At 31.1% G+C, this 26,601-nt stretch carries 29 protein-coding genes; 14 read left to right on the top strand and 15 right to left on the bottom strand.

The window, feature by feature from the left end:
• Positions 1 to 9 precede the first annotated feature (9 nt).
• Together FBF20_RS01710 and FBF20_RS01705 are read left to right on the top strand one after the other, a co-directional pair.
• The gene (locus FBF20_RS01710) at positions 10 to 255 is read left to right on the top strand and encodes a YfhL family 4Fe-4S dicluster ferredoxin (RefSeq protein WP_002854647.1); all 246 of its coding nucleotides are present in this window, start codon (positions 10 to 12) and stop codon (positions 253 to 255) included.
• Positions 255 to 1,715, top strand: coding sequence for a Ppx/GppA phosphatase family protein (locus FBF20_RS01705; protein ID WP_002858654.1), 1,461 nt, complete (start codon positions 255 to 257; stop codon positions 1,713 to 1,715). Before FBF20_RS01710 ends, FBF20_RS01705 begins: the two co-directional genes overlap by 1 nt.
• Here FBF20_RS01705 and FBF20_RS01700 read toward each other — a convergent pair.
• The 9 genes from FBF20_RS01700 to FBF20_RS01660 form a co-directional block, all read right to left on the bottom strand.
• On the bottom strand, positions 1,712 to 2,509 hold the full coding sequence (locus FBF20_RS01700; protein ID WP_002904011.1) for a hypothetical protein: 798 nt from the start codon (positions 2,507 to 2,509) through the stop codon (positions 1,712 to 1,714). The genes FBF20_RS01705 and FBF20_RS01700 overlap by 4 nt on opposite strands.
• Complete coding sequence (gene fliN / locus FBF20_RS01695) at positions 2,510 to 2,818, bottom strand: flagellar motor switch protein FliN (RefSeq protein WP_002824739.1); 309 nt, start codon at positions 2,816 to 2,818, stop codon at positions 2,510 to 2,512.
• Entirely contained in the window at positions 2,818 to 3,240 is a 423-nt protein-coding gene (locus FBF20_RS01690; protein WP_002854524.1) for a chemotaxis protein CheX, read from the bottom strand. Before FBF20_RS01690 ends, fliN begins: the two co-directional genes overlap by 1 nt.
• Before the next feature lie 70 nt (positions 3,241 to 3,310).
• The gene (trpA, locus tag FBF20_RS01685) at positions 3,311 to 4,060 is read right to left on the bottom strand and encodes a tryptophan synthase subunit alpha (protein ID WP_002854645.1); all 750 of its coding nucleotides are present in this window, start codon (positions 4,058 to 4,060) and stop codon (positions 3,311 to 3,313) included.
• Entirely contained in the window at positions 4,053 to 5,231 is a 1,179-nt protein-coding gene (trpB, locus tag FBF20_RS01680) for a tryptophan synthase subunit beta (RefSeq protein ID WP_002854204.1), read from the bottom strand. Before trpB ends, trpA begins: the two co-directional genes overlap by 8 nt.
• Positions 5,228 to 5,827 (bottom strand): N-(5'-phosphoribosyl)anthranilate isomerase, encoded by a 600-nt coding sequence (locus FBF20_RS01675; RefSeq protein WP_002858740.1) that lies wholly within the window; start codon positions 5,825 to 5,827, stop codon positions 5,228 to 5,230. The genes trpB and FBF20_RS01675 overlap by 4 nt, the downstream gene beginning before the upstream one ends.
• Positions 5,814 to 7,415, bottom strand: a complete 1,602-nt coding sequence (gene trpD / locus FBF20_RS01670; RefSeq protein WP_002858662.1) for an anthranilate phosphoribosyltransferase — start codon at positions 7,413 to 7,415, stop codon at positions 5,814 to 5,816. Before trpD ends, FBF20_RS01675 begins: the two co-directional genes overlap by 14 nt.
• A complete protein-coding gene (locus tag FBF20_RS01665; RefSeq protein ID WP_002858746.1) occupies positions 7,412 to 8,662 on the bottom strand; it encodes an anthranilate synthase component I family protein in 1,251 nt (416 codons plus the stop codon). Before FBF20_RS01665 ends, trpD begins: the two co-directional genes overlap by 4 nt.
• A gap of 164 nt (positions 8,663 to 8,826) precedes the next feature.
• Positions 8,827 to 8,952, bottom strand: coding sequence for a hypothetical protein (locus FBF20_RS01660; RefSeq protein WP_002854718.1), 126 nt, complete (start codon positions 8,950 to 8,952; stop codon positions 8,827 to 8,829).
• Positions 8,953 to 9,074: 122 nt separating this feature from the next.
• On the opposite strand from FBF20_RS01660, the gene FBF20_RS01655 reads away from it, so the two are divergent.
• From FBF20_RS01655 to FBF20_RS01645, 3 genes are all read left to right on the top strand, one after another.
• Positions 9,075 to 9,860, top strand: coding sequence for a TSUP family transporter (locus tag FBF20_RS01655; protein ID WP_002858695.1), 786 nt, complete (start codon positions 9,075 to 9,077; stop codon positions 9,858 to 9,860).
• Between the two features lie 72 nt (positions 9,861 to 9,932).
• Entirely contained in the window at positions 9,933 to 12,758 is a 2,826-nt protein-coding gene (gene uvrA / locus FBF20_RS01650) for an excinuclease ABC subunit UvrA (protein ID WP_002889662.1), read from the top strand.
• A 4-nt stretch (positions 12,759 to 12,762) separates the two neighbouring features.
• Positions 12,763 to 13,206 carry a YqaA family protein gene (locus tag FBF20_RS01645; protein ID WP_002889663.1) on the top strand — a complete coding sequence of 148 codons (444 nt, stop codon included), beginning with the start codon at positions 12,763 to 12,765 and terminating at the stop codon, positions 13,204 to 13,206.
• Here FBF20_RS01645 and FBF20_RS01640 read toward each other — a convergent pair.
• Both FBF20_RS01640 and FBF20_RS01635 read right to left on the bottom strand, forming a co-directional pair.
• Positions 13,162 to 14,169, bottom strand: coding sequence for a nucleoside hydrolase (locus tag FBF20_RS01640; protein WP_002858745.1), 1,008 nt, complete (start codon positions 14,167 to 14,169; stop codon positions 13,162 to 13,164). The genes FBF20_RS01645 and FBF20_RS01640 overlap by 45 nt on opposite strands.
• Entirely contained in the window at positions 14,166 to 15,527 is a 1,362-nt protein-coding gene (locus tag FBF20_RS01635) for an MFS transporter (protein ID WP_002889664.1), read from the bottom strand. The genes FBF20_RS01640 and FBF20_RS01635 overlap by 4 nt, the downstream gene beginning before the upstream one ends.
• Before the next feature lie 163 nt (positions 15,528 to 15,690).
• Between FBF20_RS01635 and polA the strand changes: the two genes are divergently transcribed.
• Genes polA through motB form a run of 3 tightly spaced genes read left to right on the top strand, consistent with a single transcriptional unit; the run spans position 15,691 to position 19,868 of the window.
• Entirely contained in the window at positions 15,691 to 18,330 is a 2,640-nt protein-coding gene (gene polA, locus FBF20_RS01630) for a DNA polymerase I (protein WP_002858644.1), read from the top strand.
• 15 nt (positions 18,331 to 18,345) lie between these two features.
• Entirely contained in the window at positions 18,346 to 19,122 is a 777-nt protein-coding gene (gene motA / locus FBF20_RS01625) for a flagellar motor stator protein MotA (protein WP_002858693.1), read from the top strand.
• A 2-nt stretch (positions 19,123 to 19,124) separates the two neighbouring features.
• Positions 19,125 to 19,868 carry a flagellar motor protein MotB gene (motB, locus tag FBF20_RS01620; protein WP_002851120.1) on the top strand — a complete coding sequence of 248 codons (744 nt, stop codon included), beginning with the start codon at positions 19,125 to 19,127 and terminating at the stop codon, positions 19,866 to 19,868.
• Between the two features lie 5 nt (positions 19,869 to 19,873).
• Here the strand turns inward: motB and flhB are convergent, their stop codons facing one another.
• Both flhB and FBF20_RS01610 read right to left on the bottom strand, forming a co-directional pair.
• Positions 19,874 to 20,962, bottom strand: a complete 1,089-nt coding sequence (gene flhB, locus FBF20_RS01615) for a flagellar biosynthesis protein FlhB (protein ID WP_002858726.1) — start codon at positions 20,960 to 20,962, stop codon at positions 19,874 to 19,876.
• Between the two features lie 118 nt (positions 20,963 to 21,080).
• Positions 21,081 to 21,677: a peroxiredoxin gene (locus FBF20_RS01610; protein WP_002854219.1), complete on the bottom strand. Its 597-nt coding sequence runs from the start codon at positions 21,675 to 21,677 to the stop codon at positions 21,081 to 21,083.
• Between the two features lie 206 nt (positions 21,678 to 21,883).
• Between FBF20_RS01610 and FBF20_RS01605 the strand changes: the two genes are divergently transcribed.
• The 6 genes from FBF20_RS01605 to FBF20_RS01580 all read left to right on the top strand — a co-directional run bounded on the left by FBF20_RS01605 (position 21,884) and on the right by FBF20_RS01580 (position 25,177).
• Positions 21,884 to 22,168 (top strand): 4Fe-4S dicluster domain-containing protein, encoded by a 285-nt coding sequence (locus FBF20_RS01605; RefSeq protein WP_002858671.1) that lies wholly within the window; start codon positions 21,884 to 21,886, stop codon positions 22,166 to 22,168.
• Between the two features lie 112 nt (positions 22,169 to 22,280).
• Positions 22,281 to 22,694: a nucleoside-diphosphate kinase gene (gene ndk / locus FBF20_RS01600; protein ID WP_002858685.1), complete on the top strand. Its 414-nt coding sequence runs from the start codon at positions 22,281 to 22,283 to the stop codon at positions 22,692 to 22,694.
• Positions 22,695 to 23,048: a hypothetical protein gene (locus FBF20_RS01595; protein ID WP_002858727.1), complete on the top strand. Its 354-nt coding sequence runs from the start codon at positions 22,695 to 22,697 to the stop codon at positions 23,046 to 23,048.
• A 23-nt stretch (positions 23,049 to 23,071) separates the two neighbouring features.
• A complete protein-coding gene (gene rpmF / locus FBF20_RS01590; RefSeq protein ID WP_002858674.1) occupies positions 23,072 to 23,218 on the top strand; it encodes a 50S ribosomal protein L32 in 147 nt (48 codons plus the stop codon).
• 5 nt (positions 23,219 to 23,223) lie between these two features.
• Entirely contained in the window at positions 23,224 to 24,210 is a 987-nt protein-coding gene (gene plsX / locus FBF20_RS01585; protein ID WP_002858645.1) for a phosphate acyltransferase PlsX, read from the top strand.
• Positions 24,203 to 25,177 carry a beta-ketoacyl-ACP synthase III gene (locus FBF20_RS01580; protein WP_002904017.1) on the top strand — a complete coding sequence of 325 codons (975 nt, stop codon included), beginning with the start codon at positions 24,203 to 24,205 and terminating at the stop codon, positions 25,175 to 25,177. The genes plsX and FBF20_RS01580 overlap by 8 nt, the downstream gene beginning before the upstream one ends.
• On the opposite strand, the gene FBF20_RS01575 is transcribed toward FBF20_RS01580, so the two are convergent.
• On the bottom strand, positions 25,174 to 25,524 hold the full coding sequence (locus FBF20_RS01575) for a RidA family protein (protein ID WP_002854323.1): 351 nt from the start codon (positions 25,522 to 25,524) through the stop codon (positions 25,174 to 25,176). The two genes, FBF20_RS01580 and FBF20_RS01575, sit on opposite strands and share 4 nt — an antisense overlap.
• The gene (gene serC / locus FBF20_RS01570; protein WP_002858670.1) at positions 25,521 to 26,597 is read right to left on the bottom strand and encodes a phosphoserine transaminase; all 1,077 of its coding nucleotides are present in this window, start codon (positions 26,595 to 26,597) and stop codon (positions 25,521 to 25,523) included. Before serC ends, FBF20_RS01575 begins: the two co-directional genes overlap by 4 nt.
• Positions 26,598 to 26,601: the final 4 nt, after the last annotated feature.

Here is a 26,601-nt window from a genome sequence, read left to right as displayed (position 1 = left end):
AAGGTTATGATGTCTCTTTTAATTACAAAAGACTGCGTATGTTGTGATGCTTGCAGAGAAGAATGTCCTGATGAAGCTATTTATGAAAATAGTCCAATTTATGTAATAGACCCTGATCTTTGTTCAGAGTGCGTTAATGATTTTTCAGAGCCTGCCTGTATTGTTGCTTGCCCATATGAATGTATCATTCCTGATCCTGATAATGTAGAAACTATAGAAGAATTAAAACTCAAACATAGAGATAGAGAATTTTAATGGCAAAAAAAACAGCCGTTGTTGATCTTGGCTCAAACTCCATTAGAATGGTGATTTTTGAAAAAACTTCTAGATATGGTTTTTATACAACTTGCGAATACAAACGCAAAGTAAGACTTGGAGAAAATGCTTATAATAATGGCAAAATTCTCCAAGAAGAAGCCATGCAAAGAGCCGAAGATGCCTTAGCTTTTTTCAAACAATGCGCTTTAAAGCATAAGTGCAAAAAAATATTTATAGTAGGCACATCAGCCTTAAGAGATGCCCCAAATTCAAAAAATTTCATTAAAAGAATCAAAGATAATCTGTCTTTAAATATACGCTGTATAGATGGAAAAAGCGAAAGTTACTTAGGTGGTCTTGCAGCTCTAAATTTATTAAGTCCTTTTAAGGATGGAACCACTTTAGACATAGGTGGTGGTTCTAGTGAATTGTGTTTAATAAAAAATAATAGAATTATTTCTTGCATATCTCTTGATATTGGCACTGTTAGGCTAAAAGAATTGTTCTATGATACTGGAAAAATGGATTCTTTAGAAGAATTTATAAAACCAATTTTAGAACAAATTCCTAAAGAATTTTACAATCAAAACCTTATTGCAATAGGTGGAAGCTTAAGAGCAATATCTAATTCCATCATGCAAAAAAATTCCTATCCACTGAAAAATTTACATGATTTTCGCTATATGCTAGATGAAGAAAAAGGACATATTTTAAAAATTTTTAATTCAAACTTAGACTCTTTAATCAATTTTGGCATAAAAAAGGATCGTTTTGATACCATTAAAGAGGGTATATTTATTTTTTTAAAGATTGCGGAAAAAATAAAAGCCAAACAAGTTATCACGAGTGGGGTTGGAATCAGAGAAGGAGTTTATTTGCAAGATTTACTTCGTCCTAAAATCACATTTCCACCAAATTTCAATCCCAGTTTAAAATGTTTGCAAGATAAATTTTTACAATCAAAACAAAAAAATAAAACTCCACATTTTGCTCTGCAAATTTTTACAACCCTTAAAAATCTTCATAAACTTAACGATAACTATAAGCATACTTTACTAAATGCTGCCAAATTATGCCATATTGGAGAATATTTAAATTTCTATTTTGCTAATGAACACTCTGCTCATTTTGTACTAGGTGGATTAAATTATGGATTTTCGCATAAAGAAAAAGCTTTAATTGCTAGTATTATTAAGCTTAATGGAAAAAAAGTTAATCCTTATAATCTTGAACCCTATAAACAACTTTTACCCAATATTCATACCATTTCATGGCTTAATTTTATTTTGTGCTTAGCTAAAACTTTAAGCACAAATGAAGATAAGATTGATTTTGCTTTTGCAAACAATACTCTTTATATATATCAAGAAAACAAAATTCTTAATTTACCCAAAGATGAGCTCAAAAAAATTGCAAAACCAGCTACCATAGCATTAGCAATCAATCAAAAAATTTAAGATTTTTTACCTTTTTGACGCTGCTCTATAAGATTTTGAATTCTTTTTTTATTCTCTTCAAAAAAAGAATCAAAATTTTTCTCTGTTTTTTCTGTATGTTTTATTGTTTGTTCCTCTGGAATTTCAACACTTTCTAAAAGTACATTGGAATTACCTATTATCATTGTATAACGTTTATTAGCGTGATCAAAAATAACAAGTTGATTATTTTTATCTAAAAATCTTTGGAAAATCATAGTAAAATCTCTAGAAACATTGTTATTTTTATAAACCATAGTCTTTTTAAACCACCAAAGCACTATTAACAAAATAACTAAAATTAGCATTACTAAGATATAATTTGTATAATCATACCCTTCTAAACTTGTACTTTTTGGTTTAGGCATTAATTCTTGAGAATTATTCACAGTAGTTGTAGGTACAGATTTGATATTTGCTTTTCCTTGCTCTATAGCTCGTATCCTTACTCCAAATTTATCATTGATAGAGCTAAGTTCTAAATTAATATTTTGTTTGTTTTGTAGCATAATATAGGTATTATTATTTTTAGAACTAATACTAATTTTATCTACAAGTTGAGAGTTAAGTTCTTTTAATTCATCTTTAGAATACGTTAAATCACTAAAAGTTAAAAGAGTTAAATTTTTTTCTTTTTTTTGAGAAATCTTGCCATTATAGGCATTATCAAAAGAAAGCATTAAATCTACTCGATCATTTCTATCGTAGATATTAAAACTAATCAGCTCAACACTATATAAAGGTAAAATTAAAAAAAATAATACTAGCAATCTCATTTAAATTTCTTTTTTAAAGTATTGAAGCACAGTCTTAGAATCCAAAATTTCATTAATTCTTATAGCGAGATTTTTTTCATAAACCATAACCTCGCCTTTGCCAAAAATTCTTTTATTGATATAAAGCTCAACGCTTTCTCCAGCAGGCTTTTCAAGATCAATAACCGAACCTACTTCAAGTTTTAAAAGCTCCGCTACACTCATATTTGTAGTTCCAAGCTCGCTTACAAAATCTACTGTAATATCTAAGATATCTTCATAAGATTGTAAAAGCCCATGATGAATGTTAAACTCTATATCATCGCTCATTATTTGCAATATCCTATTCTAAAATAACAATTTTCAAATTTATAAGTTAAAGCTTCATCTAGAACTATTTCAGAAAAATCAACTTTTCCTAAATATTCCGGAATTCCGAGTTTATACTCGTCATCACCCTTGGCATCATTTAACAAATTTTTAGCATAACCTATAATCTGATTGGCACATTCTTTAGTTAAATCGCACCAGTCATCTTCTTTAAATTTTTCATCATTAATTAAAATTTCTGCAATTTTTTTTAAAAATTCTTTTGGAAAAAATAAATAAAAATTACATTCTCCTTCGCTTTTGCCCATGATAGGAATACTCGCTCCATAAAGTTCACCGCTTATATCTTGAGCTGCTTCAATGCGAAGTCTTAAGATATGCTCGCAAAAATGAGTGATGGAATACTCAAGAATCTTTAACATAACTACCGCCTTTATAAAAAACTTAATTTAAAATTATAGTAAATATAAAATAAAAATATGTTTTAAAATTTTATTTTTTGAAAATTTCTTCAATATCTTTCATTATTATATCCAAATTTCCTTGTTTAAAACACTTTACTATGCTAGTTCCCACAATCACTCCGTCAGCAACTTTTCTCATTCTTTTTACATCTTGATTATTTTGAATGCCAAAGCCTACAAAAATAGGCAAATTTGTAAAAGATCTGATTTCTTTTACTTTATCTTGTAAGATTGCTTCTTCGACACTTTTCGTACCTGTAATACCTATGCTTGCTAATAAATAAATAAAACCTTTAGCATGTTTTACTAACTTTTTAACCCTTTCTTTAGGGGTTGTAACACTTACAAGTGTAATTAAAGCTATATTATATCTTTCACACTCTTTAATCAAATCATCACTTTCTTCAAAACTCAATTCAGGCACAATCAAAGCACAAATCCCTAAAGATTTTGCTTTTTTCACAAATTTTTCCAAGCCATAAGAAAAAATTAAATTATAATAAACCATAAAAACCAAAGCTTTTTTAGTTTTTATCCTAGCTAAAAGCTCAAAAACACTATGAATATCCACGCCTTGATCAAGAGCTATTTTTGCCGCATCTGCAATAATCTCACCATCGGCAATAGGATCACTATAAGCAACACCAAGTTCTAAAATATCAATAGGACTTTGATCCAATCTTTGCAAAAAAGCTTCACTTGTTTGAAGATTTGGATAACCTAAAACCGTATAAGCCACATTTGCATTTTCTTTATAAAATTTTCTAAAATCAACCATAAATCACCCCTTTTTTATAATCTCTAATCATTTGCATATCTTTATCTCCCCTGCCTGAAAGATTTACTACTATCACGCTTTTCTTTTTTAAAGTTGGACAAAGTTTTTCTAAAAATGCCAAAGCATGCGAACTTTCAATCGCTGCAATAATACCTTCTTCTTTACAAAGTAATTTTAAAGCCTGCATACATTCTTCATCACTTATAGCATGATATTGCGCTCTTTTGCTTTCAAATAAAAAAGCATGCAAAGGACCAATTCCTGGATAATCAAGCCCTGCAGAAACACTATGTACAGGCAAGATATTGCCTAAATCATCTTGTAAAACCTTGGTTTTCATACCGTGAATAATGCCTGTTTTTCCCTTATTTAAAGTCGCTGCATGATAAGGCGTATCAATGCCAAGCCCCCCTGCTTCAATACCTATAAGTTTAACATTTTCATCTTTGATAAAATCATAAAAAATCCCAGCTGCATTGCTTCCACCCCCAACAGCTGCGATAATATAATCTACTTTTTTATTGAGTTTTTGAAGTTGCATTTTGCATTCTTTTCCTATAATACTTTGAAAATGCATTACCATTTTAGGATAAGGATAAGGACCTACCGCACTTCCAACCACATAAAAAATATTTTTAATATCTCCAACCCAAGCTTGAATAGCCGCAGTAGTAGCTTCTTTTAGAGTTTTAAGCCCACTTTGTACTGCATGAATTTTAGCACCCAAAAGCTCCATTTTATAAACATTTAAAGCCTGTCTTTGCACATCGGTTGCCCCCATATAAATTTCACATTCAAGTCCTAAAAGTGCTGCTGCAGTGGCTGTTGCAAGCCCGTGTTGACCTGCTCCTGTTTCTGCTATGATTTTTTTCTTTCCCATTTTTTTTGCTAAAAGGGCTTGAGCGATGGCATTATTGATTTTATGTGCTCCGGTATGATTTAAATCCTCGCGTTTTAAATAAATTTCATGCTGATATTTTTTGCTTAAATTTCTAGCAAAATAAAGTGGAGTAGGACGCCCTACATAAGTTTTTAAAAGCTCGTTTAATTCTTTTTTAAAGAGTTTATCTTTAGAAAATTTCAAAAAAGCACCTTCTAGCTCATTTAAAGCAAACATTGCACTTTCAGGCAAAAACTGCCCACCAAAATCCCCATAATACGCTTTTTTCATTTTTTCAACTCCTTTAAAATTTGTTTTATTTTGTTGATATCTTTTAAGCCTTTTTCATCTTCAAGTTTTGAATTAAGATCTAAAATTTTAGCTCCCGTTTTTACAGCCTTATGAACATTATCCAAACCTATGCCTCCGGCTAATATAAAATCTTTAGTATAAGAACCTAATAAAGTCCAATCAAAACTTATTCCATTACCGCCCTTTAAAATTCCCTTAGCATCAAAAAGTACTAAATTAGCAAAAATTTCACTTTTTAAATCTAAACTATTTTCCACACTAATCACCTGCCAAACAAAAACATTTTGCACCTTTAAAATTTCAAATTCTTCTTTGGTAATAGTGCGATAAATTTGTATCCCATCAAGCTTAGCTTCTTTAATACATCTTAAAATTTGTTCCAAATTTTCATCTACAAAAACACCGACAACTTTTTTATCTTTTTCATGAAAAATTGCACTTAAATTTCTTGCTTGTTCTAAACTCACTCTTCTTGGACTTTTAGCAAAAATAAGTCCAAAAAAATCAATATTTAAAAAAGCTAAATCTTTGGCATTTTTTTCATCTTTAATACCACAAATTTTAAGCTTTAGCATAAGCTTGATACTCCTTAAAATATTCTATAACCTTACCTGAATAAATGGCTTCTAAAATCATATCTTTAGCCACTAAAGGCGAACTTGCTTTATTGGCTGTATAAAGTGCAAACATAGCATTTAAAACTACCAAATCAAATTTTGCCCCTTGCATTCTACCGCTTAAAATATCTTTTAAATCTTTAGCGTTGTCATATGCACTAGATCCTATGATTTCACTATGAAAAGCTCTTTTAAAACCAAATTGTTCAGGACAGATAGAATACTCTAAAATTTCTCCTTCACAAAGCTCATAAATTTTACTTTCATCGCAAATACTAAGCTCATCCATACCATCATTTCCTCTTACCACTAAAGCTTTTTTGCGTCCTAAATTTTTTAAAACCTCTATCAAAAGCCTATGCACAGGTGCGTGATAATTTCCCATAAGTTGATATTTTAACTTTAAATTAGGGTGCAATAAAGGACCTAAAACATTAAAAACCGTTCTTACTCCAAGTCTTGATCTGATCTCTTTAAGTTCTCCTACTAAAGGATGAAAAAATGGAGCATGTAAAAAACTAAGCCCTTGATTATTTAGTTGTTTTAAAACTGATTCTAAAGTGTTTGGAGTAGTTATATTTAAAGCTTCTAACACATCTGTACTTCCGCTAGAACTTGAAATGGCACGATTTCCGTGTTTGGCTACTTTTACTCCTAAAGCTGCTAAAATAAAAGCACTAGTCGTAGAAACATTGATACTTTTAAAACCATCTCCACCTGTTCCACAAATATCAATCATCTCACTCTCATCACTAAAAGTTTGAGAATATCTTAAAATTTGTCTTACAAAAGCACTTAAAGATTTTTCATTTAAGGACTTTTCAGTGATTAAAATCAACAAAGCCACTACTTGTAAAATTTCATAATCTTTAGACATAATAATCTTACAAATTTGCTCAAAATCATCGCTTTGTAAAAAATGATTTTCACTCATTTTTTGCAAATAAAAACTTAAAGGATTTTCTTGTTTTTGTGGTTTTTTTATATCTTGTTTTAAAAAATTAGAAAAAAGTTGCAAGCCATATTCACTAAAATAGCTTTCAGGATGAAATTGCACACCATAATAAGGTAAATTTTTATGTCCCAAAGCCATAATCACACCCTTTTCATCAAGGGCTAAAATTTCAAGCTCATCACTAAGCTGTTTAACCTCTAAAGAATGATAACGCATTACACTAAAATTTGAAGGCAAATTAGAAAATAATTCATTTTCCCTGCACTGTTTTATCAAAGAATTTTTTGCATGCATAGGCTCTTGCATCTTAACCACTAAAGAATCAAAAGCTAAAGCTAAAGCTTGATGTCCTAAGCAAATGCCCAAAACAGGGATATTAAGCCTTGCTTTAAAAATTTCAAGACAAATCCCACTTTGACTTGGATGCTTTGGACCAGGACTTAAAATAATATGAGTAGGATTTAAATTTTTAATTTCACTCAGAGAAATTGCATCATTTCTTCTTACTAAAATTTCATCATTGCTGAGTTGCTCTAACATGCTTTTAACATTAAAAACAAAAGAATCATAATTATCAATTAAAAGTATCATTGATTTTCCTTTTTTAAATTTTCAAAAGCTACCAAAAGCGCCTTGCGTTTAGCACAAATTTCTGCATATTCTTTTTGACTCTCACTTTGCAAAACAATACCCGCCCCACTTGCCAAATAAGCCTTATCTTGAGTAAAAAAAGCGCAACGGATTAAAATCGCTAAAGTTATGTCTTCGTTAAAATTTAAAAATCCTACCGCACCACCATAAATTCCACGATCGCAATCTTCAAGCTCGCTAGTGATCTCTAAAGCTCTTATTTTAGGAGCTCCGCTTAAAGTTCCCGCTGGAAAAACTGCTTCAATCACATCAAAAATACTCGCATCTTCTTTCATATTGGCATACACTTCACTCACTATGTGCATTACAAATTTATTTTTAATAATAGAAAAAAGATTTTCCACTCTTGTTTGAGTGCCAAATTTAGAAGCATCATTTCTTGCTAAATCTACAAGCATCTTATGTTCACTAAGTTCTTTTTCATCGCTTAAAAGATCTTTTTCTAAAGCTAAAAGATCACAGTTATTTTCCAAATTTCTAGTTCCAGCAATAGGGGCTAAATAAATCTCTCTTTTTTTAATTTTCAATAAAAACTCTGGAGAAGAACCCAAAACAACACCATATTTACTTGGAAAATAAAACATATAAGCGCTTGGATTTAAAGCACTTAAACTCTCATAATAATCAAAAGCATTTACTTGATGTTTGATACAAAGTTGCTTACTTAAGACCACTTGAAAAATATCTCCACTTAAAAGATATTCTTTGGCTTTTTCGCACATTTTTAAAAAATCATTTTTTTCATCTTCTAAAGAATTTAAAATTTCAAAATCATTTTTTTGTTTCTTTTTCATTGGTTCAATATCATCTTTTAAATATTCAAAATATTTTGAAGCACCAAATTTAAAAAACATCTTGCTATTTTTCTCATAAATCAAATAAGCCTTAGCATTGGCAAATAAAAATAAAGGAAAATCATAATTTTTCTTAGAAGAAAGTGGAATTTTTTCAAACAAAGATACAAAATTTGCACTAAAAACTCCAAAAAATCCAGCAAAGTCGCAAATTTTATTCTTGCTTAAAGCTTCATAATATTTTGCCTTAAACTCGCTAAAGGATAATTCATTAGCATCTAAATAATCACAATCAATCCCTATAATTACCTTAGTCAAATCCTCTGCAAAATAAGAATTTTCAAATTTTTCAAGGATTTGTCTGTAATAAAAATTTACATTTTTAACAAACATAATAAACCTTTTTTTAAAAAATAAATTAAAATAATATTAAAGAAAAAATTTAGATAAAAAGAAGTTTAGAAACGCCAAGAGCGAAGAGTATGTGTAAGTTTTAAAATCAAAGAATTACTAAAAAAACCATTTTCACTCATCTTTTACCTTTCTTATAAAATATTTCAAAAATTAAGACTTTTATGAAAATTTTTAAAGTCTAAATTAATTTTAATCAATAAATATAAATTTTGCTTTAAATTTAAAATAAATATTATAAAATCTTTATATTTTATAATATTTTGAAACATTTTTACGATGCTTAAAGTTACCAAAAAATATTCTATTGTTATAAAAAAACTAAGATAATACTTAGCTTAATAAGATAAAATTATTCCGTATTTGAAATATTTAATATTTTTTAGGAAAAGCTATGGAAATCACAGATTTACCTTATCTAATCATAGGAATCATTTCAGGTATTGCTTCTGGACTTTTTGGCATTGGTGGAGGTATGATTATCGTTCCTTCTATGTTCGCACTTGGAGCAAGTGCTCACCATGCTATCGGAATTTCAGTATTGCAAATGATTTTTGCAGCAGTTTTTGGCTCTTATATTAATTATAAGAAAAAAAATCTAAATCTTAAAGATGGTATTATGATAGGTTTTGGAGGGCTCATAGGAGCAAGCTTTAGCGGAATGCTTTTAAAAGCTTTAAGTGATGTAGCTCTTACTAGCGTATTTTTGGCGGTAAGTTGTATATTTTTTATCAAATATGCTTTTGGAATTAAAGAAAACATTGTGCAAAATCAAAGAAGCGTTTGGGTAAAGAATGTCATTTTATTTATTGCTGGAGCTTTTACTGGTATTTTTGCTATTTCTTTGGGAATTGGTGGCGGACTTTTAATTGCTCCGATTTTAGCTTATTTTTTAGGCTATGATAGTAAAAAAGTTGTTTCCTTATCCTTGTTTTTTGTTATTTTTGCTTCAGTCTCTGGTATTATATCTTTTTCAAATTCTGGAGTTATAGACTCTGAAGTTATTCATAAAGGAATACTAGTAGGTATAGCTTCTATGGTTGGAGTTTTTATAGGAATTAAAATCATAGAAAAAATGCATATTTCAGCTCATAGAAAAATTTTACTTTGCGTATATGCCTTATCAATACTTGGAACCACCCACTCTTTGCTTAATAAGCTAAATTTTATAAATTTTTAACTTGGATTTATCCAAGTTCTTTTAATATTATTATGCTAAAATCTTAAATTTATTTAATGTTTAGGAAAGACTATGAACGATACCATAAAAATCATTGGCGCAAGAGAAAATAACCTAAAAAATATCCACCTTGAAATTCCCAAAAACAAACTCATTGTTTTTACAGGACTGAGCGGAAGTGGAAAATCAACCCTTGCTTTTGGAACTCTTTATGCTGAAGGACAACGCCGTTATATAGAAAGTTTAAGTGCTTACGCCAGACAATTTTTAGATAAGGTAGGCAAACCTGATGTCGATAAAATCGAAGGTTTAACTCCAGCCATTGCCATAGATCAAAAAACTACTTCTAAAAATCCACGCTCTACTGTAGGAACCATCACTGAAATTTATGATTATCTAAGACTTTTATACGCAAGAGTTGGCATTCAACATTGTCATCGATGTGGACAAAAAATTTCATCTATGAGTGTAAGTGATATAGTCAGTGAAATTTTAAAATTTCCAAAAGGTGCAAAAATCATCATCTACGCCCCACTCATACGAGAAAAAAAAGGAACTTATGCAGATTTGCTTGAAAATTTACGCAACAAAGGCTATGTAAGAGCTCAAATTGATGGAGTTTTGGTAAGACTTGATGAAGAAATTGAACTAGCCAAAACCAAAAAACACACCATTAAACTTGTCATAGATAGACTTGAAATTCAAGAAGATTTACTTTCTCGTCTTGCAAGCGATATAGAAAAAGGTTTACAGGAAAGCTTTGGAGAAATAGAAATAGAAGTTTTAAATCATGAGGAAATAAACCTTAATAAACACTATCATTTTAGCGAGCATTCAGCTTGTTTTGATTGTAAAATTTCCTTTGTTCCACTTGAGCCTTTAAGCTTTTCTTTTAATTCTCCAAAAGGAGCATGTGAAGCTTGCGATGGACTTGGAATTCGTTATACTTTAGATATGAAAAAAATCATCGATGAAAATTTAAGTCTCGAAAACGGTGCTGTTAAAATCATGTATGGTTTTAATAAAAGTTATTATTATAAATTCCTAATCGCCTTTTGCGAACAAAATGAAATTCCTATCAAAATACCTTTTATGCAATTAAACGAAGTACAAAAACGTCTTGTATTGTATGGTAATGCCAAAACTATAGAATTTCTTTGGAAAAGAAATCGCCTAAAACGCACTTTTGAAGGCGTGGTTAAAATGGCTTATGAAATGCTAAAAGATGAAAAAGATTTAGCCGAATATATGAGTGAAAAAATTTGTAAAGACTGCGGTGGGCATCGTTTAAAACCTGAAAGTTTAGCCGTGAAAGTAGCAAAAAAAAGCTTGGGTGAAATTTTAGATATGAGCATAGAAGATAGTACGGCCTTTTTTGCAGATGAGAAAAATTTTTCTTATTTAAGCGAGCAACAAAAACTTATTTCTAAACCTATCCTAAAAGAAATCAACGAAAGATTGTTTTTCTTGTATGATGTGGGGCTAGGTTATCTTTCTTTAGGGCGCGATGCAAGAACGATTAGTGGGGGTGAAGCACAAAGAATCCGCATAGCTTCACAAATTGGCAGTGGTTTAAGCGGAGTGATGTATGTCTTAGATGAGCCTAGCATAGGACTTCATGAAAGAGATACTGCAAAACTGATTAAAACTTTAAGAAATTTACAACAAAAGGGCAATACCCTAATTGTCGTAGAGCATGATAAAATGACCATAGAAGAAGCAGATTTTATTGTAGATATTGGTCCAAAAGCAGGAAAATTTGGGGGTGAGGTTGTATTTAGTGGAACTTATAAAGAACTTTTAAAAAGCAAAAGCGAAACTGCACTTTATATGAATGGTAAAAAACAAATTTCACAACTTCAAAACAGAACACAGAAAGAATGGCTTGAGCTTAAAAATGTAAATATTAACAATATCCAAGATTTAAGCGTAAAATTTCCTTTGCAAAATTTAGTCGCTATAACAGGAGTTTCAGGTTCTGGAAAAAGCTCTTTGATACTTCAAACCCTACTTCCTTTTGCACAAGAGGAATTAAACCGTGCGAAAAAAGTTAAAAAACTTGGCGGAGTACAAATAGAAGGACTTGAAAAACTTGATAAAGTCATTTATCTTGATCAAAGCCCAATTGGGCGCACACCACGTTCAAATCCTGCCACCTATACAGGTGCTATGGATGAAATCAGAAATCTTTTTGCCGCCACTAAAGAAGCCAAAATGCGTGGTTATAAAGCCGGACGCTTTTCTTTTAATGTCAAGGGTGGAAGATGTGAGAAATGTAGCGGAGATGGAGAAATCAAAATAGAAATGCATTTTTTACCTGATGTTATGGTAGTTTGTGATACTTGCGGGGGCAAACGCTACAATGATGCCACGCTAGAAATCAAATATAAAGGCAAAAATATCAGTGAAATTTTAAATATGAGTGTTTTAGAAGCGAGTGAATTTTTTACAGCCGTTCCTAAAATCAAACAAAAATTAGATACTCTAGTAAAAGTGGGTTTAGATTATCTAACTCTAGGACAAAATGCCACCACCTTAAGTGGAGGTGAAGCACAAAGAATCAAACTTGCTAAAGAACTAAGCCGTAGCGATACAGGAAAAACGCTTTATATACTTGATGAACCTACAACAGGACTGCATTTTGAAGATGTCAATAAACTCATCTTAGTTTTACAACATTTGGTTGATCTTAAAAATTCTGTTTTTGTGATAGAACATAATTTAGATGTGATTAAAAATGCTGATTATATCATCGATATGGGGCCTGAAGGCGGAGTTAAAGGTGGAAAAGTTATAAGCACAGGAAGCGTGGAAAAAGTCGCTAAAGAACACAAAAAAACCCGTTCTTACACAGGATATTATCTAGACTTAGAGCTTAAAAATACACAAAAATCATAATTTTATGTTTGATTTTTTATATAATGATATTAGCTATTTGGGGCTTTTCATGGTGTGTTTTCTTTCAAGCACACTATTACCCTTAGCAAGTGAAGCCTTTGTTTTAGGCTTTATAAAACTTGATTTTAATCCGAATTTGGTATTTATCGTAGCCACTTTGGGTAATACCTTAGGAAGTTTAAGTACTTATGCTTTAGCGTATTTTGGAAAAGAAAAAATTTTAGAAAAATACTTTAGCAAATCCTTGAAAAAATTAGAAAATTTCAATGCTAATTTTGCTAAATTTGGAAGTATATTTGCTTTTTTTACTTTTTTACCTTTAGTGGGAGATCTTTTTGCCTTGGGACTTGGTTTTGCGAAATATTCTTTTTTAAAAACTATATTTTTTATCTTACTTGGAAAATTAAGTCGTTATACTTTCATAATTTTCATAGCAAACTCCTTTTAAAAGCCTCTCTTTTATAAGTTTTAAAAGCCTTGCATTATCTACATTTTTTAAAATTTTAACACAATTTTTAGTGCTTAAATCCACCCCCATACTCATTTTTGGTTCTCTAAAACAACGCCAACTCATACCTCTTGCCAAAGAACTATCGCAAATAACATCAGCATAACACTCATCAAAATCTGCAATACTAGAATCTAATGCGCAAGCTATCGTTAAAGCATCATGTATCCAAGTTCCCTTTGTACCACGTGTTTTAGAGGCATAATCAATCCAAACACCTAAAGTTTCAACGATAAAATCACATAAAATATTCTTACCTTGCAACTCTTTTAAATCCTCGTGTGTTAATAAAGTCTGCATGGTTGCATTATAAGGTATGAGTGTAATTTTAGCTCTTGAATTTAGCACTATACTAGCCGCCTCAGGATCAAAACCAAAATTTGTATCTTTAGTGTAATAAGGCATATCAAAACTGCCGCCCATAATAAAAAGCTCTTTAAGATTTATATCAAAATCTTTAAAAATTTTCATAGTCATAGCGATATTTGTCAAAGGTCCTATCGCACAAATAGAAATTTCTTTAGGATTTTTACTCACCAACTCACCCATTTTAAAAATCGCATCAGGATTTATATTTTCTAAAATTTCAGGACTTTTTATATTTTCCCAAAGATATTCAAGTTTAAAATTTTTAACACTTTCATCAAGTCTTTGACGCCAAGCTTTACTTGGTTCTTTTAGGGCTTCATTCGCTCCCAAATAAACGGGGATATTTAAATTTAAACGTTGAAATAAATCCTTAGCCACACTATAGGCAACAAGGCTTGGAACATTACCGCAAACTGTGCTTAGCATTTCAAGTTTGATTTCTTTAGATGACAAAATCAAAGCAAGTGCTAAACCATCATCAGTATTTGCTCCTGCAATAGCATTGCCTATGTCCGTGTCTAAGATAAGTCTCATATCGCATCTTCTATTTTATTTAAATCTCTACCTCTAGTTTCTGGCGCAAAAAATGTAGTCACAAAACCTATACCTGCAGTTAATACAAAATATGTCGCGATAGGCCACCAAGAGCCATAATATGCAAGCAAAGCAGAAGCCACCATAGGCGCTGTTCCTCCTGAAAGAATAGAACCTAGCTCCTTAGCAAAAGCCATTTTTGTATAACGGTTTTTTACCCCAAAAAGCTCCACACCCCAAGCCGCTTGCACACCAAAAATCCCTAAAGATGCTAAAGACATACCTACAATAATAGTTAAAATCACAATAATTTCATTTTTACTATCTAAAAGCATAAAAGCAGGAAAAGCATAAATCATTAAAAGCAAACAAAACATTCTATAAGTAATACATCTTCCAAATTTATCACTTAAATAACCCGCCAAAGGAATAACTAAAAACCCTACCAATGAAGCTATCATTACCGCTGTAGTAGCTACTGATTTGTCTAAAAGTAAAATTTTAGTCACATAACCTACAATAAAACCTTGCGCAAGATAAGAAGGTCCATTTTCGCCTATTCTTAAGCCCACCATAGTCCAAAAAGCACGACTTCTTTGCCAAAAACTTCTTTCATCTTTTTTCATATGCTTTTCGTTATTAAGACGCAATTTCATCATTTCATTTTTTTGCTTTTCAAAAACAGGGGTTTCTTTGACATGAAAACGAATATATACAGCAAAAAGAGCGATTAAAATACTTCCCATAAAAGGAACTCTCCAGCCCCATTCTTTAAAACTTGCTTCATCCATTTGTACCATCAAAAGCCATACAAAAGACGCAAGCAAAGTTCCACTATTTGATCCTAAAGCAATCACAGAAGAAACAAGCCCTCTTCTCTTGCTAGGAGCATATTCTCCTAGCATAACTGTTCCACCTGAAAGTTCAGCTCCTGCGCCAAAACCCTGCATAAAACGTAATGCAACCAAACAAATAGGCGCCCAAACACCAATCACTGCATAACTTGGGATAAAACCTATCAGAGTAGTTGAAATTCCCATTAAAGCTATTGTAGCCATCATAACATTTTTTCTTCCGTGTTTATCACCTAAATGACCAAAAAACAAAGCCCCAATAGGTCTTGCAATAAAACCTATGCCATAAGTTACAAAACTAAGCAAAAGTGCAATTACTGGAGTTTGCTCAGGAAAAAATACTTCTGAAAAAATTGTTGCAGCTGCTAAACCATAAAGTGCAAAATCTGCATATTCCATAGCAGTTCCCAACCAGCAAGAAAAAACTGCCTTTTTAAAAACTTTTCTACCTTCAGGTGTGTTAAAATTCTTATCTGCAATTCCATCAATTTGCTGATTTGTCATTACATTTTCCTTACATTATTCATATAAAATTTTTACTCTACTCGATATTATGACTAAAAATTGAAGTATTTTCGCTTAAATATCTTTAAATTTCGAGACATTTTAAGCAAAATTTTGAAATAATATAACCAAAAAATATATTTTATCAAAAGAAGAAATTATTATGAAAACTTTAACTATTGTTGATACTTTTGGATTTTTTTTCAGACTTTACTACGCATTAAAAGGTTTTAAAAATTCACAAGGACAAGCTAGTGGAATGATTAGCGGTTTTGCAAATTTTATTTATAGCTTAAAAAATGAATATAAAAGTGATTATATTGTTTTTGCATTAGATTCCAAAGGAAAAACTTTTCGTAGCGAAATTGATCCAAACTATAAACAAAATCGCACTCCACCGCCACCTGAACTTCTAGAACAAATTCCAATTTGCATAAAGATGATAGAAAAAATGGGTTTCATAAGCGTTTCTCAAGAAGGTTATGAAGCTGATGATATCATTGCTTCTTTTGTAAAAACTTGTGAAAATAGAGATATTTTTGTACGTATTATCACTCAAGATAAAGATCTTTATCAACTCATAAAAGATGGTAAAACAAGCATTTACAGTCCTATTTCTAAAAACGACTATGATGAAGCAGCGTGTTTAGAAAAATACGGAGTAAAACCTAATCAAATCAGAGATTTTTTAGCTCTTTGTGGGGATAGTTCTGATAATATTCCAGGCGTTAAAGGTATAGGTGCAAAAGGAGCTAAAACCTTGCTTGATGAGTTTGGTAGCATAGAGGGAATTTATGAAAATTTAACCCTAGTACGTAACGAAAGAAGTCGTAACTTGCTTTTAGAGGGTAAGGAAAATGCATTTTTAAGCAAAAAATTAGCTTCTTTGTATGACAATTTAGAAGTACAAAATCTCATAGAAAAAGCCACTTATCCTGATGAAGAACCTCTTTTAAAAATACTTGAAATTTTAGAACATTACGAACTTAATACTTTGCTTAAAAAACTGCGTCAAAATCCTGATAATAAAGATAAAAATTTAGGTTTTAAAGCCACTTTAGTACAAGATGAAAACAAACTTTTTGAAATTTTAAATACCCTTGATAAAGAAAGTATTATTGCTTTTGATACCGAAACCACAGGACTTGATACTAAAGAAGCAAAAATTGTTGGTTTTAGTTTTTGCATGAATGAAAATGAAGCCTTTTACGTGCCTTTAACTCATAATTATCTTGGAGTAGGTGAGCAAATCTCATTGCAAAGTGCCAAAAAAGCTATAGAAGTAATCTTTAATCATTTTGTTATAGGGCACAATCTCAAATATGATTTTAAAATCATTCAAAACAATTTTGACTTAAATTTACCTCAAAAATACGCAGATACAATGATTTTGGCATGGCTTAAAAATCCTTCTTTAAGAGTAAATATGGATGATTTAGCCTTAAGACTTTTTAATTACGAAACCTTGCATTTTGAAAGCCTTGTTAAAAAAGGAGAAAATTTTGCAAGTGTAGAACTTGAAAAAGCTTGTAAATACGCTGCAGAAGATGCTTATATCACTTTAAGATTTTATCTTTATTTTTTAAAAAATCTTGAAACTCCTTTATTAGAACTTGCTAAAAACTGCGAATTTGATTTCATTAAAATCATTATGATGATGGAAGAAAATGGCATAAAGCTTGATACAAATGCACTTGAAATCCTTATGAAAAAATTTGAAAATGAAATCAAAAATTTAAGTGAAGAAATTTATACTCTTTGCGAGGATAGATTTAATCTAAATTCACCTAAACAAATGGGTGATATACTTTTTGAAAAACTCAAACTCCCAAGCGGAAAAAAAGGAAAAACAGGATATTCTACCGATGAAAAAGTTTTAAATATACTTTTAGATAAACATCCTGTAATTGCTAAAATTTTAGATTATAGAGAACTTGCCAAACTTTATTCCACTTATTGCGAACCTTTGTTAAAACTAGCGTTAAAAGATAAAAATTCACGCATTTATTCAAGTTTTTTACAAACTGGAACCGCTACAGGACGTCTTTCATCTAAGGATCCAAATTTGCAAAACATCCCTGCACACGGACAATATGCAAAAGATTATAAATCTTGCTTTGTAGCTAAAGATGGATTTAGTTTTATCTCTCTTGATTATTCTCAAATCGAACTTAGAATACTTGCACATTTTAGCGAAGATGAAAAACTTTTAAATGCTTTTGCCAATGATGAAGATATACACGCAAGAACAGCAATAATGATTTTTGGTGAAAGCAATTATGAAACCAGAAGTGTTGCAAAAAGTATAAATTTTGGACTTATTTATGGTATGGGTTATAAAACCTTAAGTCAAAATTTAAAAATAGAAGCTAATTTAGCCAAATCTTACATAGAAAAATATTTTGAAAATTTTACTAGCATTAAGAAATATTTTGAAAAAGTTAAAAACGAAGCTAAACAAAATGGTTTTATTGTTACTTTAAGCGGTCGCAAGCGTTATTTTGATTTTGAAAACGCAAAACCTATGCAAATTGCCATGTATGAAAGAGAAAGCATTAATTCAATCTTGCAAGGCTCAGCAGCAGATGTAATCAAGCTTGCAATGCTAGAAATCAATAAAGAATTAAATGAAGATAAAAAGCTTATTTTACAAATTCATGATGAATTAATTTTTGAAGTAAAAGACGATTTGTGTGAAAATTTTGTAAAAAAAACTAGAGATATTATGGAAAATATAGTAAAATTAAAAGTAAAATTAAAAACAAGTTCAAGTATCGCCAAAAATTGGGGCGATTTAAAATAATCAAGGAGATAATTAATGGATCTTTCAACCATATTAGGAATGGTGCTTGCAGTTACTAGTATTTCGGTAGGAGATATACTAGAGGGAGGCAATCCTTTGCATGTTGTGCATCTTTCTTCCTTTCTCATAGTTATGCCAACAGCTGCATTTTGCGCAATGACTTCTACGCATAAAAAAATTGTAAAAGCAGCCTACAAAGAACTCAAAGTTGTTTTTAAAGGTTCTGGAGTAAATTTACCCGAAAGGATAGCCCAGTTAATAGAATTTGCTATTATTGCAAGACGAGATGGTCTTTTAGCGTTAGAATCAAGAACCAGTGAGATTGAAAATGAATTTTTAAAAAATGCTATGATGATGCTTGTAGATGGTAAAAGCTTTGAAGAAATTCACGAAAGCATGGAAATACAAACCGAACAACTTGAAGAGCATTATAAAGAATGCGCAGAATATTGGATAGTATTTGGAGAAACTTGCCCTACCATGGGGCTTGTTGGAGCGGTTTTTGGTCTTATTCTAGCTCTTAAATTGCTAGACAATCCTCAAGCAATGGCAGCGGGTATTTCAGGTGCTTTCACAGCTACAGTTACGGGAATTTTTGGCGCTTATGCACTTTTTGCTCCTTGGGGGAAAAAATTAAAAGCTAATGGAATGGATCTTGTAAAAGAGCAAATTGTTATTACTGAAGCTATAAAAGGAATTGCAGAAGGTGCTAATCCTAGAGATTTAGAAGCTAAACTTTTTAACTTCTTAAGTCACGATGATCCAAGAATTTCACAATTTGACAAAGGTTAAAAATGGCTAAAAAACATAAATGCCCAGAATGTCCAGCAGGTGAAAAATGGGCTGTGCCTTATGCAGACTTTCTAAGTTTGCTTTTGGCACTTTTTATTGCTCTTTGGGCAATTTCTAAAACAAACCCTGCTAAAGTAGAGGCTTTAAAAACTGAATTTGTTAAAATCTTTGATTACACCTCTACTCAAACAGTCAAAGAAGAGAGTAAAACCCAAGAAAAATATAAAGGCGCAGCAAAAGAAGAAAGCGATGAACTCAAATCGTTAAAACAAATGACTATGACACAGCAAGAAACTATCAAACGTCTTCAAGCAGCTCTAGATCAAAGCGATAATCAGGTTGCTCTTAACCTTCCATCTAAAGTTGAATTTGAAAGAGGTAGTGCTCAAATCGTTTCAGCTGATATACAAGATTATTTAAAACGTATGGCTGAGCTAACAACATATTTGCCACCTCAAGCAAAAATAGAAATTAGAGGCTATACAGACAATAGCGACTCTATTATAAGAAGTTATGAACTCGCCTACCAAAGAGCGGAAAATGTATTAAAATATTTTATAGAAGGTGGAGCAAATTTGAAAAATATTAGCATTAAAAGCTACGGGCTTAATAATCCTATCAATGGAAATCCACAAACTCTAGAAAATAATAGAGTAGAAATATATTTTAAAGTCGATACAGCAGATACAAGTACTCAAAAATCGGTTCTTGAGCTTATTAACAAAATAGGAACTAAAGCACCTTAAAAGTTTTAGTTTCCTTTTTTTACTTGACCAGCTAAACGACTCTTATTATTTGTATTATAAACAAATCCTAGCACCTCAGCTACAGCTTTAAACATTTCCCTAGGAATAAGATCATTAACATCACAAGCTTTATAAAGCTCTCTTGCTAAAGGAGGATTTTCATAAACTACAACATTATTTTCATAGGCTACTTGTTTTATGCGAAGAGCGAGAAAATCCACTCCTTTGGCAACAACCCTAGGGGCTTGTTCTTTACCTGTATCATAACGAATAGCTACGGCATAATGCGTTGGGTTTGTGATCACCACATCCGCACCTGCAACATCTTGAACCATACGACGACGCGCAGCTTCCATTTGAAGTCTACGAATTCTACCTTTAACCTGAGGATCTCCTTCCATTTGTTTATACTCATCTTTTATTTCTTGTTTGCTCATACGCAAACCTTTAAAATACTGAAAACGCACCAAAAAAACATCTAAAACAGCAATAATTAAAAAAGCAACTATAACAATAGCTGCTAAAACAATAGCTCTGTCTCTTAGCCAAGTAAGCTGTGCAACCATAGTATAAAGCTCAACTCTTGGAAGCTCTTGCATAAATTTAAGTAAAACTATAAAAGCTATAGTAAAAACAATACCCACTTTTAAAATAATTTTTATACTTTCAACAATTTTTTTCAATGAAAAAAGGTTTTTTAAACCTTTTAGAGGATTGATTTTTCCTAAATTTGGCATAATAGGTTTAGTTGTAAAAATAAAACCAAATTGCATAATATTTCCCAAAACCCCAGCAATCATAATACTTAAAACAATAGGTGCAAGAATAATTAAAACCTCAAAAATGCTTTTAATCATAATGGCTTGAATAATACGCAAATCAAATTCAACACCAATAAAACTTTGATAGTATCTATATAAATTTACAATTCTCTCGCCCATAAAACTCATCATAAATAAAGTTATAGTTACTCCAATTATCAAAGTTACAATAGCTGCCGCATCTTGAGACTTTGGAACATTACCTTCTTTACGCGCATCTTCTATCTTTTTGGACGTGGGTTCTTCTGTTTTTTCTTGATCTTCGCCTGCCATATTTTAGCCTAAATAAAAATTTTAATATGTGTGTAAAATTATAGTAGAAAATTTATGAATTTCAATTAAAGAATAAAAATGAAGAAAAAGCCTCGTAAAGAGGCTTTATACTAAGAAATTAAAGTTTAGCTTCGTTTTTGCCAAGATATTCAGCCACGCCTTTAGGGTTAGCTTTCATACCTTCATCGCCCTTATTCCATCCTGCAGGACAAACTTCACCATGCTCATTTGTAAAAAGCATAGTATCAACCATTCTTAACATTTCATCTATATTTCTACCTAGTGGTAAATCATTAACCACAGCATGGCGAACTGTTCCATCAGCATCAAGCAAGAACGAACCACGAAGGGCAACTGCTTCTGCATAAAGTACATCAAAATTTCTAGCAATCTGCTTAGTTAAATCAGCAACAAGTGGGAATTTAACCTGACCAATACCACCTTGATTTACTGGAGTATTTTTCCAAGCAAAATGTGAAAATTCATTATCTCCTGAAATTCCAATTACTTCAATACCGCGGTTTTTAAATTCTTGATATCTTTTGTCAAAAGCTATAATTTCTGAAGGACAAACAAAAGTAAAATCTTTTGGATAAAAGAATACTACCGCTCCTTTTGGACCTATGTTTTTATAAAGATTAAAATCTTGAACAATTTCATTGTTTCCTAATACCGCTGGAGCAGTAAAATCTAAAGCTTTTTTAGTAACTATCATATTTTCTCCTAAATAATAAATTTTATTGATAACGAAATTATATCGTTTAAATCTTTATTTTTTTTTAAATATCTAAGATAATATTAAAAATTTAAAAAAGTTATAATTATTATCAAATAAGGTAAATTTTTGATTATCAAAATTTACTTTATTTAAGAATTTTATGCTAAAATCTTTTAAATCTTAATATTAAATAAGGAGAAAAAATGGCTGTAAAAATTACAGATATATGTATTGCTTGTGGTTCTTGTATTGATGAGTGTCCAGTGAATGCTATCGTTGATGATACTAACAATCCAGAAGGTGAAGATAGATATTATGTCTATGCAAACAAATGCGTTGAATGCGTAGGACATAATGATCAACCAGCTTGTGCTAGTGCTTGCCCAACAGATGGATGTATAGTTTGGAGTGCTGTAGAATCAGGACAACCAAGTCGTGATAATATTGGTGCTGATATGAGAAGTGGGGACACTCCAGTTTTTGCATAATTTTAAAAAATTAAAAAGCTAGAGATTCCTAGCTTTTTAATTTAATTTAACTTTCTTTAAACAAATTCAAGTATAATTTTAAGCTTTATTAAAATAAGGAGTTATTACAAAGATGGAAAAAACTTTATCTATAATTAAACCTGATGCTGTTAAAAAAGGTGTTATAGGAAAAATTTTAGATCGTTTTGAAAGCAATGGATTAAGAATCGCTGCAATGAAAAAAGTTCAACTTAGTAAAGAACAAGCTGAAAATTTTTATGCTGTTCATAAAGAAAGACCTTTTTTTAAAGACTTGGTTGAATTTATGATTAGCGGTCCTGTTGTTGTTTCTATACTAGAAGGAGAAGGTGCTGTATTGAAAAATAGAGATTTAATGGGAGCAACAAATCCTAAAGAAGCTAAAGCAGGAACAATTAGGGCTGATTTTGCTGAGAGTATTGACGCTAATGCTGTTCATGGAAGCGATAGCTTAGAAAATGCAAAAATAGAAATTGAATTTTTCTTTAAACCAAATGAAATTTGCTAAATGAAAATCCCTTTTTCTAAGATTAATACAAAGGAATATCCTTTTAAACTTAATCTTGAAAATATTATTTTTGAGGGAAATTTAGTAAAAATAAATCCTAAGCTTGTTAAAATAAATGCTATTATGCAAGGTTTTATCTATAGACCTTGTGATAGTTGTGGAACTGAGTTAGAACTTGAAATTAAAGAAAATTTAGAACTTTTTGCAAGTGATGGTATTTTTAAAGATGAAGCAAACGAATTGAGCAATACTATAGAATTTTTCGATGGACATATTGATTTAATAGAAGTTGCTATCAGCGAGCTTGAAGCTTATTTGAGTGATTATTTTTATTGCATAAATTGCAATAATTAATTAAATTTTATAAAGGAGAAAAAATGGCAGTACCAAAGAGAAGAGTGAGCAAAACTCGTGCAGCTAAACGCAGAACTCACTATAAAGTTAGTCTTCCTATGCCTATAAAAGACAAAGATGGAAGCTACAAAATGCCTCACCGTGCGAATCCAACAACTAAGGAATATTAAAATCAATGATTAACATTGCCATTGATGCAATGGGTGGTGATTTTGGAGAAAAACCCATTATAGAAGGCGTTTTAAAGGCACTAGAAACAAAACCTTTTAACGCTATCTTAGTGGGAAATTCTAAAATTCTAAAACCTTTAATACCAAAAAAATTAGAACAATATATACAATACGAAGAAGCTAGTGAAATTTTTTCGATGAATGGAAATGCCACAGATGCTTTAAAAAATAAAGAAACAACCATATACAAAGCTATTAATTTATTAAAAGAAAAAAAAGTAGATGCTGTAGTTTCAGCGGGTCATAGTGGAGCAAGTATGTCTTTGGCTACCTTAAAGCTTGGAAGACTTAAAGGTATTTCAAGACCTGCTATTGCCACTTTAATGCCAAATATCGTTAACAAAACTTTACTTTTGGATGTTGGAGCTAATACAGATTGTAAAGCTGAAAATTTATTTCAATTTGCCATAATGGGTGAAGTTTATGCTAGAGAAATCATGCAAATTCAAAAACCACGCCTTGCTTTACTTTCTAATGGTGAAGAAGAATGCAAAGGTAATGAACTTACCAAAGAAAGTCATCAGCTTATGAAAAAAATTCCAAATTTTATAGGTAATGCTGAAGGTAGAGATATTTTCAATGGTGAAATAGATGTTTTAGTCTGCGATGGTTTTGATGGAAATGTTATCTTAAAGGCTTGTGAAGGTGTGGCAACAGCTATTTTTCAACTTCTAAAAAACGAAGTAAAGCAATCTTTTATTTCTAAAATAGGTGCTTTACTTATGAAGCCATCTTTTAAAAAATTAAAAAAACACACAGATTGGCAAGAATATGGCGGAGCACCCCTTCTTGGAGTTAATGGCTGCGTGATCATAAGTCATGGAAAAAGCGATTCTAGAGCTATTAAAAATGCAATTTTTCAAGCTATAAATTTTAGCCAATCTCATATCAATAAATTTATAGAAAATGAACTTGGGAAATACAATGCTTAAAGCCAGTCTTAAAAGTATAGCTTCTTATATTCCAGAAAAAATTTTAAGCAATGCTGATCTTGAAAAAATGGTAGATACCACCGATGAATGGATCATTAGACGCACAGGTATTAAAGAAAGGCGCATTGCTAGTGAAAATGAAAATACTAGCGATTTGGGCACAAAAGCTGCATTAAAAGCCATAGAAAGAGCAAATTTAAAACCTGAAGATATTGATGCGATTCTTGTAGCTACTTTAAGTCCTGATTATTTTACTATGCCTTCAACGGCTTGTAAAATTGCTTCAAATTTAGGACTTGTAAATATTAGCGCTTTTGATATTTCAGCAGCTTGTTCTGGTTTTATCTATTTGCTTGAACAAGCTAAAGCCTTAGTAGAAAGTGGTTTGAAAAAAAATGTTTTAATCATAGGAGCTGAAAAAACAAGTTCAATTATGGATTACAATGACAGAAGTATTTGCATACTCTTTGGAGACGGTGCAGGTGCTGGAGTTGTAAGTTTGGATAATGAAAATCATATCCTTGATGTACATACTGCAAGCAATGGTAATTATGGAGATCTTTTAATGACTCAAAGATCGCAAAAATCAAGCCTATGTCAAACACTTTCTATGCAAATGAAAGGCAATGAAGTTTTTAAAATAGCAGTAAACACGCTTAGTAATGATGTTGTAGAAATTTTAGCTAAAAATAACATTTTAGCACAAGAAATTGATCTTTTTATTCCTCATCAAGCTAATCTACGCATCATTAAAGCCGTCCAAGAAAAACTCAATCTAAGCGATGAAAAATGTGTGATCACTGTACAAAAATATGGCAATACTTCAGCTGCTTCTATACCTATGGCAATGAATGATGCCTATGAAGAAGGTCGACTTAAAAAAGGAAATCTGATCTTACTAGATGCTTTTGGCGGTGGTTTTACTTGGGGATCTGCGCTTTTAAAATTTGGAGGAGAGAATTTTTAATTCTCTCTTAGCTTTCCAAAAGCTTGAATTTCTACCAAATAACCCTCTGCTAAAGCACTTCCTACACAAGCTCTAACAGGTTTAGGATAATTTTTAATCCAAGCATCATAAATTTCATTCATTGCATCAAAATCTTGCATATTAGCTAACCAGATTTGAATTTGAATCAAATCTCCTTTGTTTGCGCCTATTTTTTCAAACAAAGCATCAAGTTCTGCAAGCGCTTCTTTAGTTTGTTTTTTAATATCTCCGCTAGGTTCAAAAGCCACTTGTCCTGCAGTCTTAAAATATTTATCAAAAACAATAATTTGCGACATTCTATCGCACTCATCAAAACGCTTTATCATGCATATTTTCCTTGAAATTCTTTCATAAATTCACACAAGGTTTTTACCTGATCCAAATTAAGCGCATTATAAATACTTGCACGAATTCCTCCTAAAATTCTATGTCCTTTAAGTCCTATCATTCCAGCTTCTTCGGCTTCCTTTACAAAAAGAGGCTCTAAATCTTTATTTTTAGCAATATTAAAACTCACATTCATTAAAGATCTATCCTTTTTATCTGCATGTCCTTTATAAAATCCATTACTTAAATCAATACATTCATAAAGCATAGTAGCTTTTTGAGAATTTTTCTCATGCACTTTATCAAGCCCACCTTGATTTAAAAGCCAATCCATTTCAAGATTAAACATATAAATGGCAAAGGTTGGAGGCGTGTTAAACAAGGACTGATTCTCAGCATGAGTCAAATAATTTAACATACTAGGAATTTGTTTATTTTTAGATCTTTCTAACATATCTTTACGGATAAAAATACAACTTAAACCCGAAATTCCAGCATTTTTTTGCACTCCGCCATAAAAAAGAGCAATATTTGAAAAATCTACTTTTCTAGAAAAAAAATCACTCGATGCATCGACAATCAAAGGAGTTTTAGTTTTAGGATAATTTTGATATTGAGTGCCGTAAATAGTATTGTTAGAACAAATATAAGCATAATCAGCATTATCGCTAAATTCCACTCTAGGAATATGATCGAAATTACTTTCCTCACTACTTGCTACGGTTTTAACATTGACACCTAAAATTTGTGCTTCTTTAATCGCTTTTTTTGTCCAAACTCCTGTATTTGCATATTCACAAACCCCATTTAAAGCTAAATTCATAGGAATCATAGCAAATTGCAAACTTGCTCCACCTTGTAAAAATAATACTTCATAATCATCATTTAACTCGTAAAGTTTTTTAGCTTTCTCTTGTGCTCCAAAATGCACTTCTTCAAATACTTTTGTGCGGTGAGAAATTTCCATTATAGAATAACCCCTACCCTGATAATCACAGAGTTCTTTTTGAGCTTGCTCTAAAATTTCTAAAGGTAAAGTCGATGGCCCTGCACTGAAATTGATTTTTCTCATAATC

Source organism: Campylobacter sp. CFSAN093259 (assembly GCF_012889985.1).
GTDB classification, from domain to species: domain Bacteria; phylum Campylobacterota; class Campylobacteria; order Campylobacterales; family Campylobacteraceae; genus Campylobacter_D; species Campylobacter_D jejuni.
Note: the sequence above shows the minus strand (reverse complement) of the source record. Positions and strands in the feature narration are given on the sequence as shown.

Excerpts from the sequence above, each read along its gene's own strand:
- FBF20_RS01710 (WP_002854647.1), top strand. The coding sequence starts at position 10 with ATGTCTCTTTTAATTACAAAAGACTGCGTATGTTGTGATGCTTGCAGA.
- FBF20_RS01705 (WP_002858654.1), top strand. The coding sequence starts at position 255 with ATGGCAAAAAAAACAGCCGTTGTTGATCTTGGCTCAAACTCCATTAGA.
- FBF20_RS01700 (WP_002904011.1), bottom strand. The coding sequence starts at position 2,509 with ATGAGATTGCTAGTATTATTTTTTTTAATTTTACCTTTATATAGTGTT.
- fliN (WP_002824739.1), bottom strand. The coding sequence starts at position 2,818 with ATGAGCGATGATATAGAGTTTAACATTCATCATGGGCTTTTACAATCT.
- FBF20_RS01690 (WP_002854524.1), bottom strand. The coding sequence starts at position 3,240 with ATGTTAAAGATTCTTGAGTATTCCATCACTCATTTTTGCGAGCATATC.
- trpA (WP_002854645.1), bottom strand. The coding sequence starts at position 4,060 with ATGGTTGATTTTAGAAAATTTTATAAAGAAAATGCAAATGTGGCTTAT.
- trpB (WP_002854204.1), bottom strand. The coding sequence starts at position 5,231 with ATGAAAAAAGCGTATTATGGGGATTTTGGTGGGCAGTTTTTGCCTGAA.
- FBF20_RS01675 (WP_002858740.1), bottom strand. The coding sequence starts at position 5,827 with ATGCTAAAGCTTAAAATTTGTGGTATTAAAGATGAAAAAAATGCCAAA.
- trpD (WP_002858662.1), bottom strand. The coding sequence starts at position 7,415 with ATGATACTTTTAATTGATAATTATGATTCTTTTGTTTTTAATGTTAAA.
- FBF20_RS01665 (WP_002858746.1), bottom strand. The coding sequence starts at position 8,662 with ATGTTTGTTAAAAATGTAAATTTTTATTACAGACAAATCCTTGAAAAA.
- FBF20_RS01660 (WP_002854718.1), bottom strand. The coding sequence starts at position 8,952 with ATGTTTCAAAATATTATAAAATATAAAGATTTTATAATATTTATTTTA.
- FBF20_RS01655 (WP_002858695.1), top strand. The coding sequence starts at position 9,075 with ATGGAAATCACAGATTTACCTTATCTAATCATAGGAATCATTTCAGGT.
- uvrA (WP_002889662.1), top strand. The coding sequence starts at position 9,933 with ATGAACGATACCATAAAAATCATTGGCGCAAGAGAAAATAACCTAAAA.
- FBF20_RS01645 (WP_002889663.1), top strand. The coding sequence starts at position 12,763 with ATGTTTGATTTTTTATATAATGATATTAGCTATTTGGGGCTTTTCATG.
- FBF20_RS01640 (WP_002858745.1), bottom strand. The coding sequence starts at position 14,169 with ATGAGACTTATCTTAGACACGGACATAGGCAATGCTATTGCAGGAGCA.
- FBF20_RS01635 (WP_002889664.1), bottom strand. The coding sequence starts at position 15,527 with ATGACAAATCAGCAAATTGATGGAATTGCAGATAAGAATTTTAACACA.
- polA (WP_002858644.1), top strand. The coding sequence starts at position 15,691 with ATGAAAACTTTAACTATTGTTGATACTTTTGGATTTTTTTTCAGACTT.
- motA (WP_002858693.1), top strand. The coding sequence starts at position 18,346 with ATGGATCTTTCAACCATATTAGGAATGGTGCTTGCAGTTACTAGTATT.
- motB (WP_002851120.1), top strand. The coding sequence starts at position 19,125 with ATGGCTAAAAAACATAAATGCCCAGAATGTCCAGCAGGTGAAAAATGG.
- flhB (WP_002858726.1), bottom strand. The coding sequence starts at position 20,962 with ATGGCAGGCGAAGATCAAGAAAAAACAGAAGAACCCACGTCCAAAAAG.
- FBF20_RS01610 (WP_002854219.1), bottom strand. The coding sequence starts at position 21,677 with ATGATAGTTACTAAAAAAGCTTTAGATTTTACTGCTCCAGCGGTATTA.
- FBF20_RS01605 (WP_002858671.1), top strand. The coding sequence starts at position 21,884 with ATGGCTGTAAAAATTACAGATATATGTATTGCTTGTGGTTCTTGTATT.
- ndk (WP_002858685.1), top strand. The coding sequence starts at position 22,281 with ATGGAAAAAACTTTATCTATAATTAAACCTGATGCTGTTAAAAAAGGT.
- FBF20_RS01595 (WP_002858727.1), top strand. The coding sequence starts at position 22,695 with ATGAAAATCCCTTTTTCTAAGATTAATACAAAGGAATATCCTTTTAAA.
- rpmF (WP_002858674.1), top strand. The coding sequence starts at position 23,072 with ATGGCAGTACCAAAGAGAAGAGTGAGCAAAACTCGTGCAGCTAAACGC.
- plsX (WP_002858645.1), top strand. The coding sequence starts at position 23,224 with ATGATTAACATTGCCATTGATGCAATGGGTGGTGATTTTGGAGAAAAA.
- FBF20_RS01580 (WP_002904017.1), top strand. The coding sequence starts at position 24,203 with ATGCTTAAAGCCAGTCTTAAAAGTATAGCTTCTTATATTCCAGAAAAA.
- FBF20_RS01575 (WP_002854323.1), bottom strand. The coding sequence starts at position 25,524 with ATGATAAAGCGTTTTGATGAGTGCGATAGAATGTCGCAAATTATTGTT.
- serC (WP_002858670.1), bottom strand. The coding sequence starts at position 26,597 with ATGAGAAAAATCAATTTCAGTGCAGGGCCATCGACTTTACCTTTAGAA.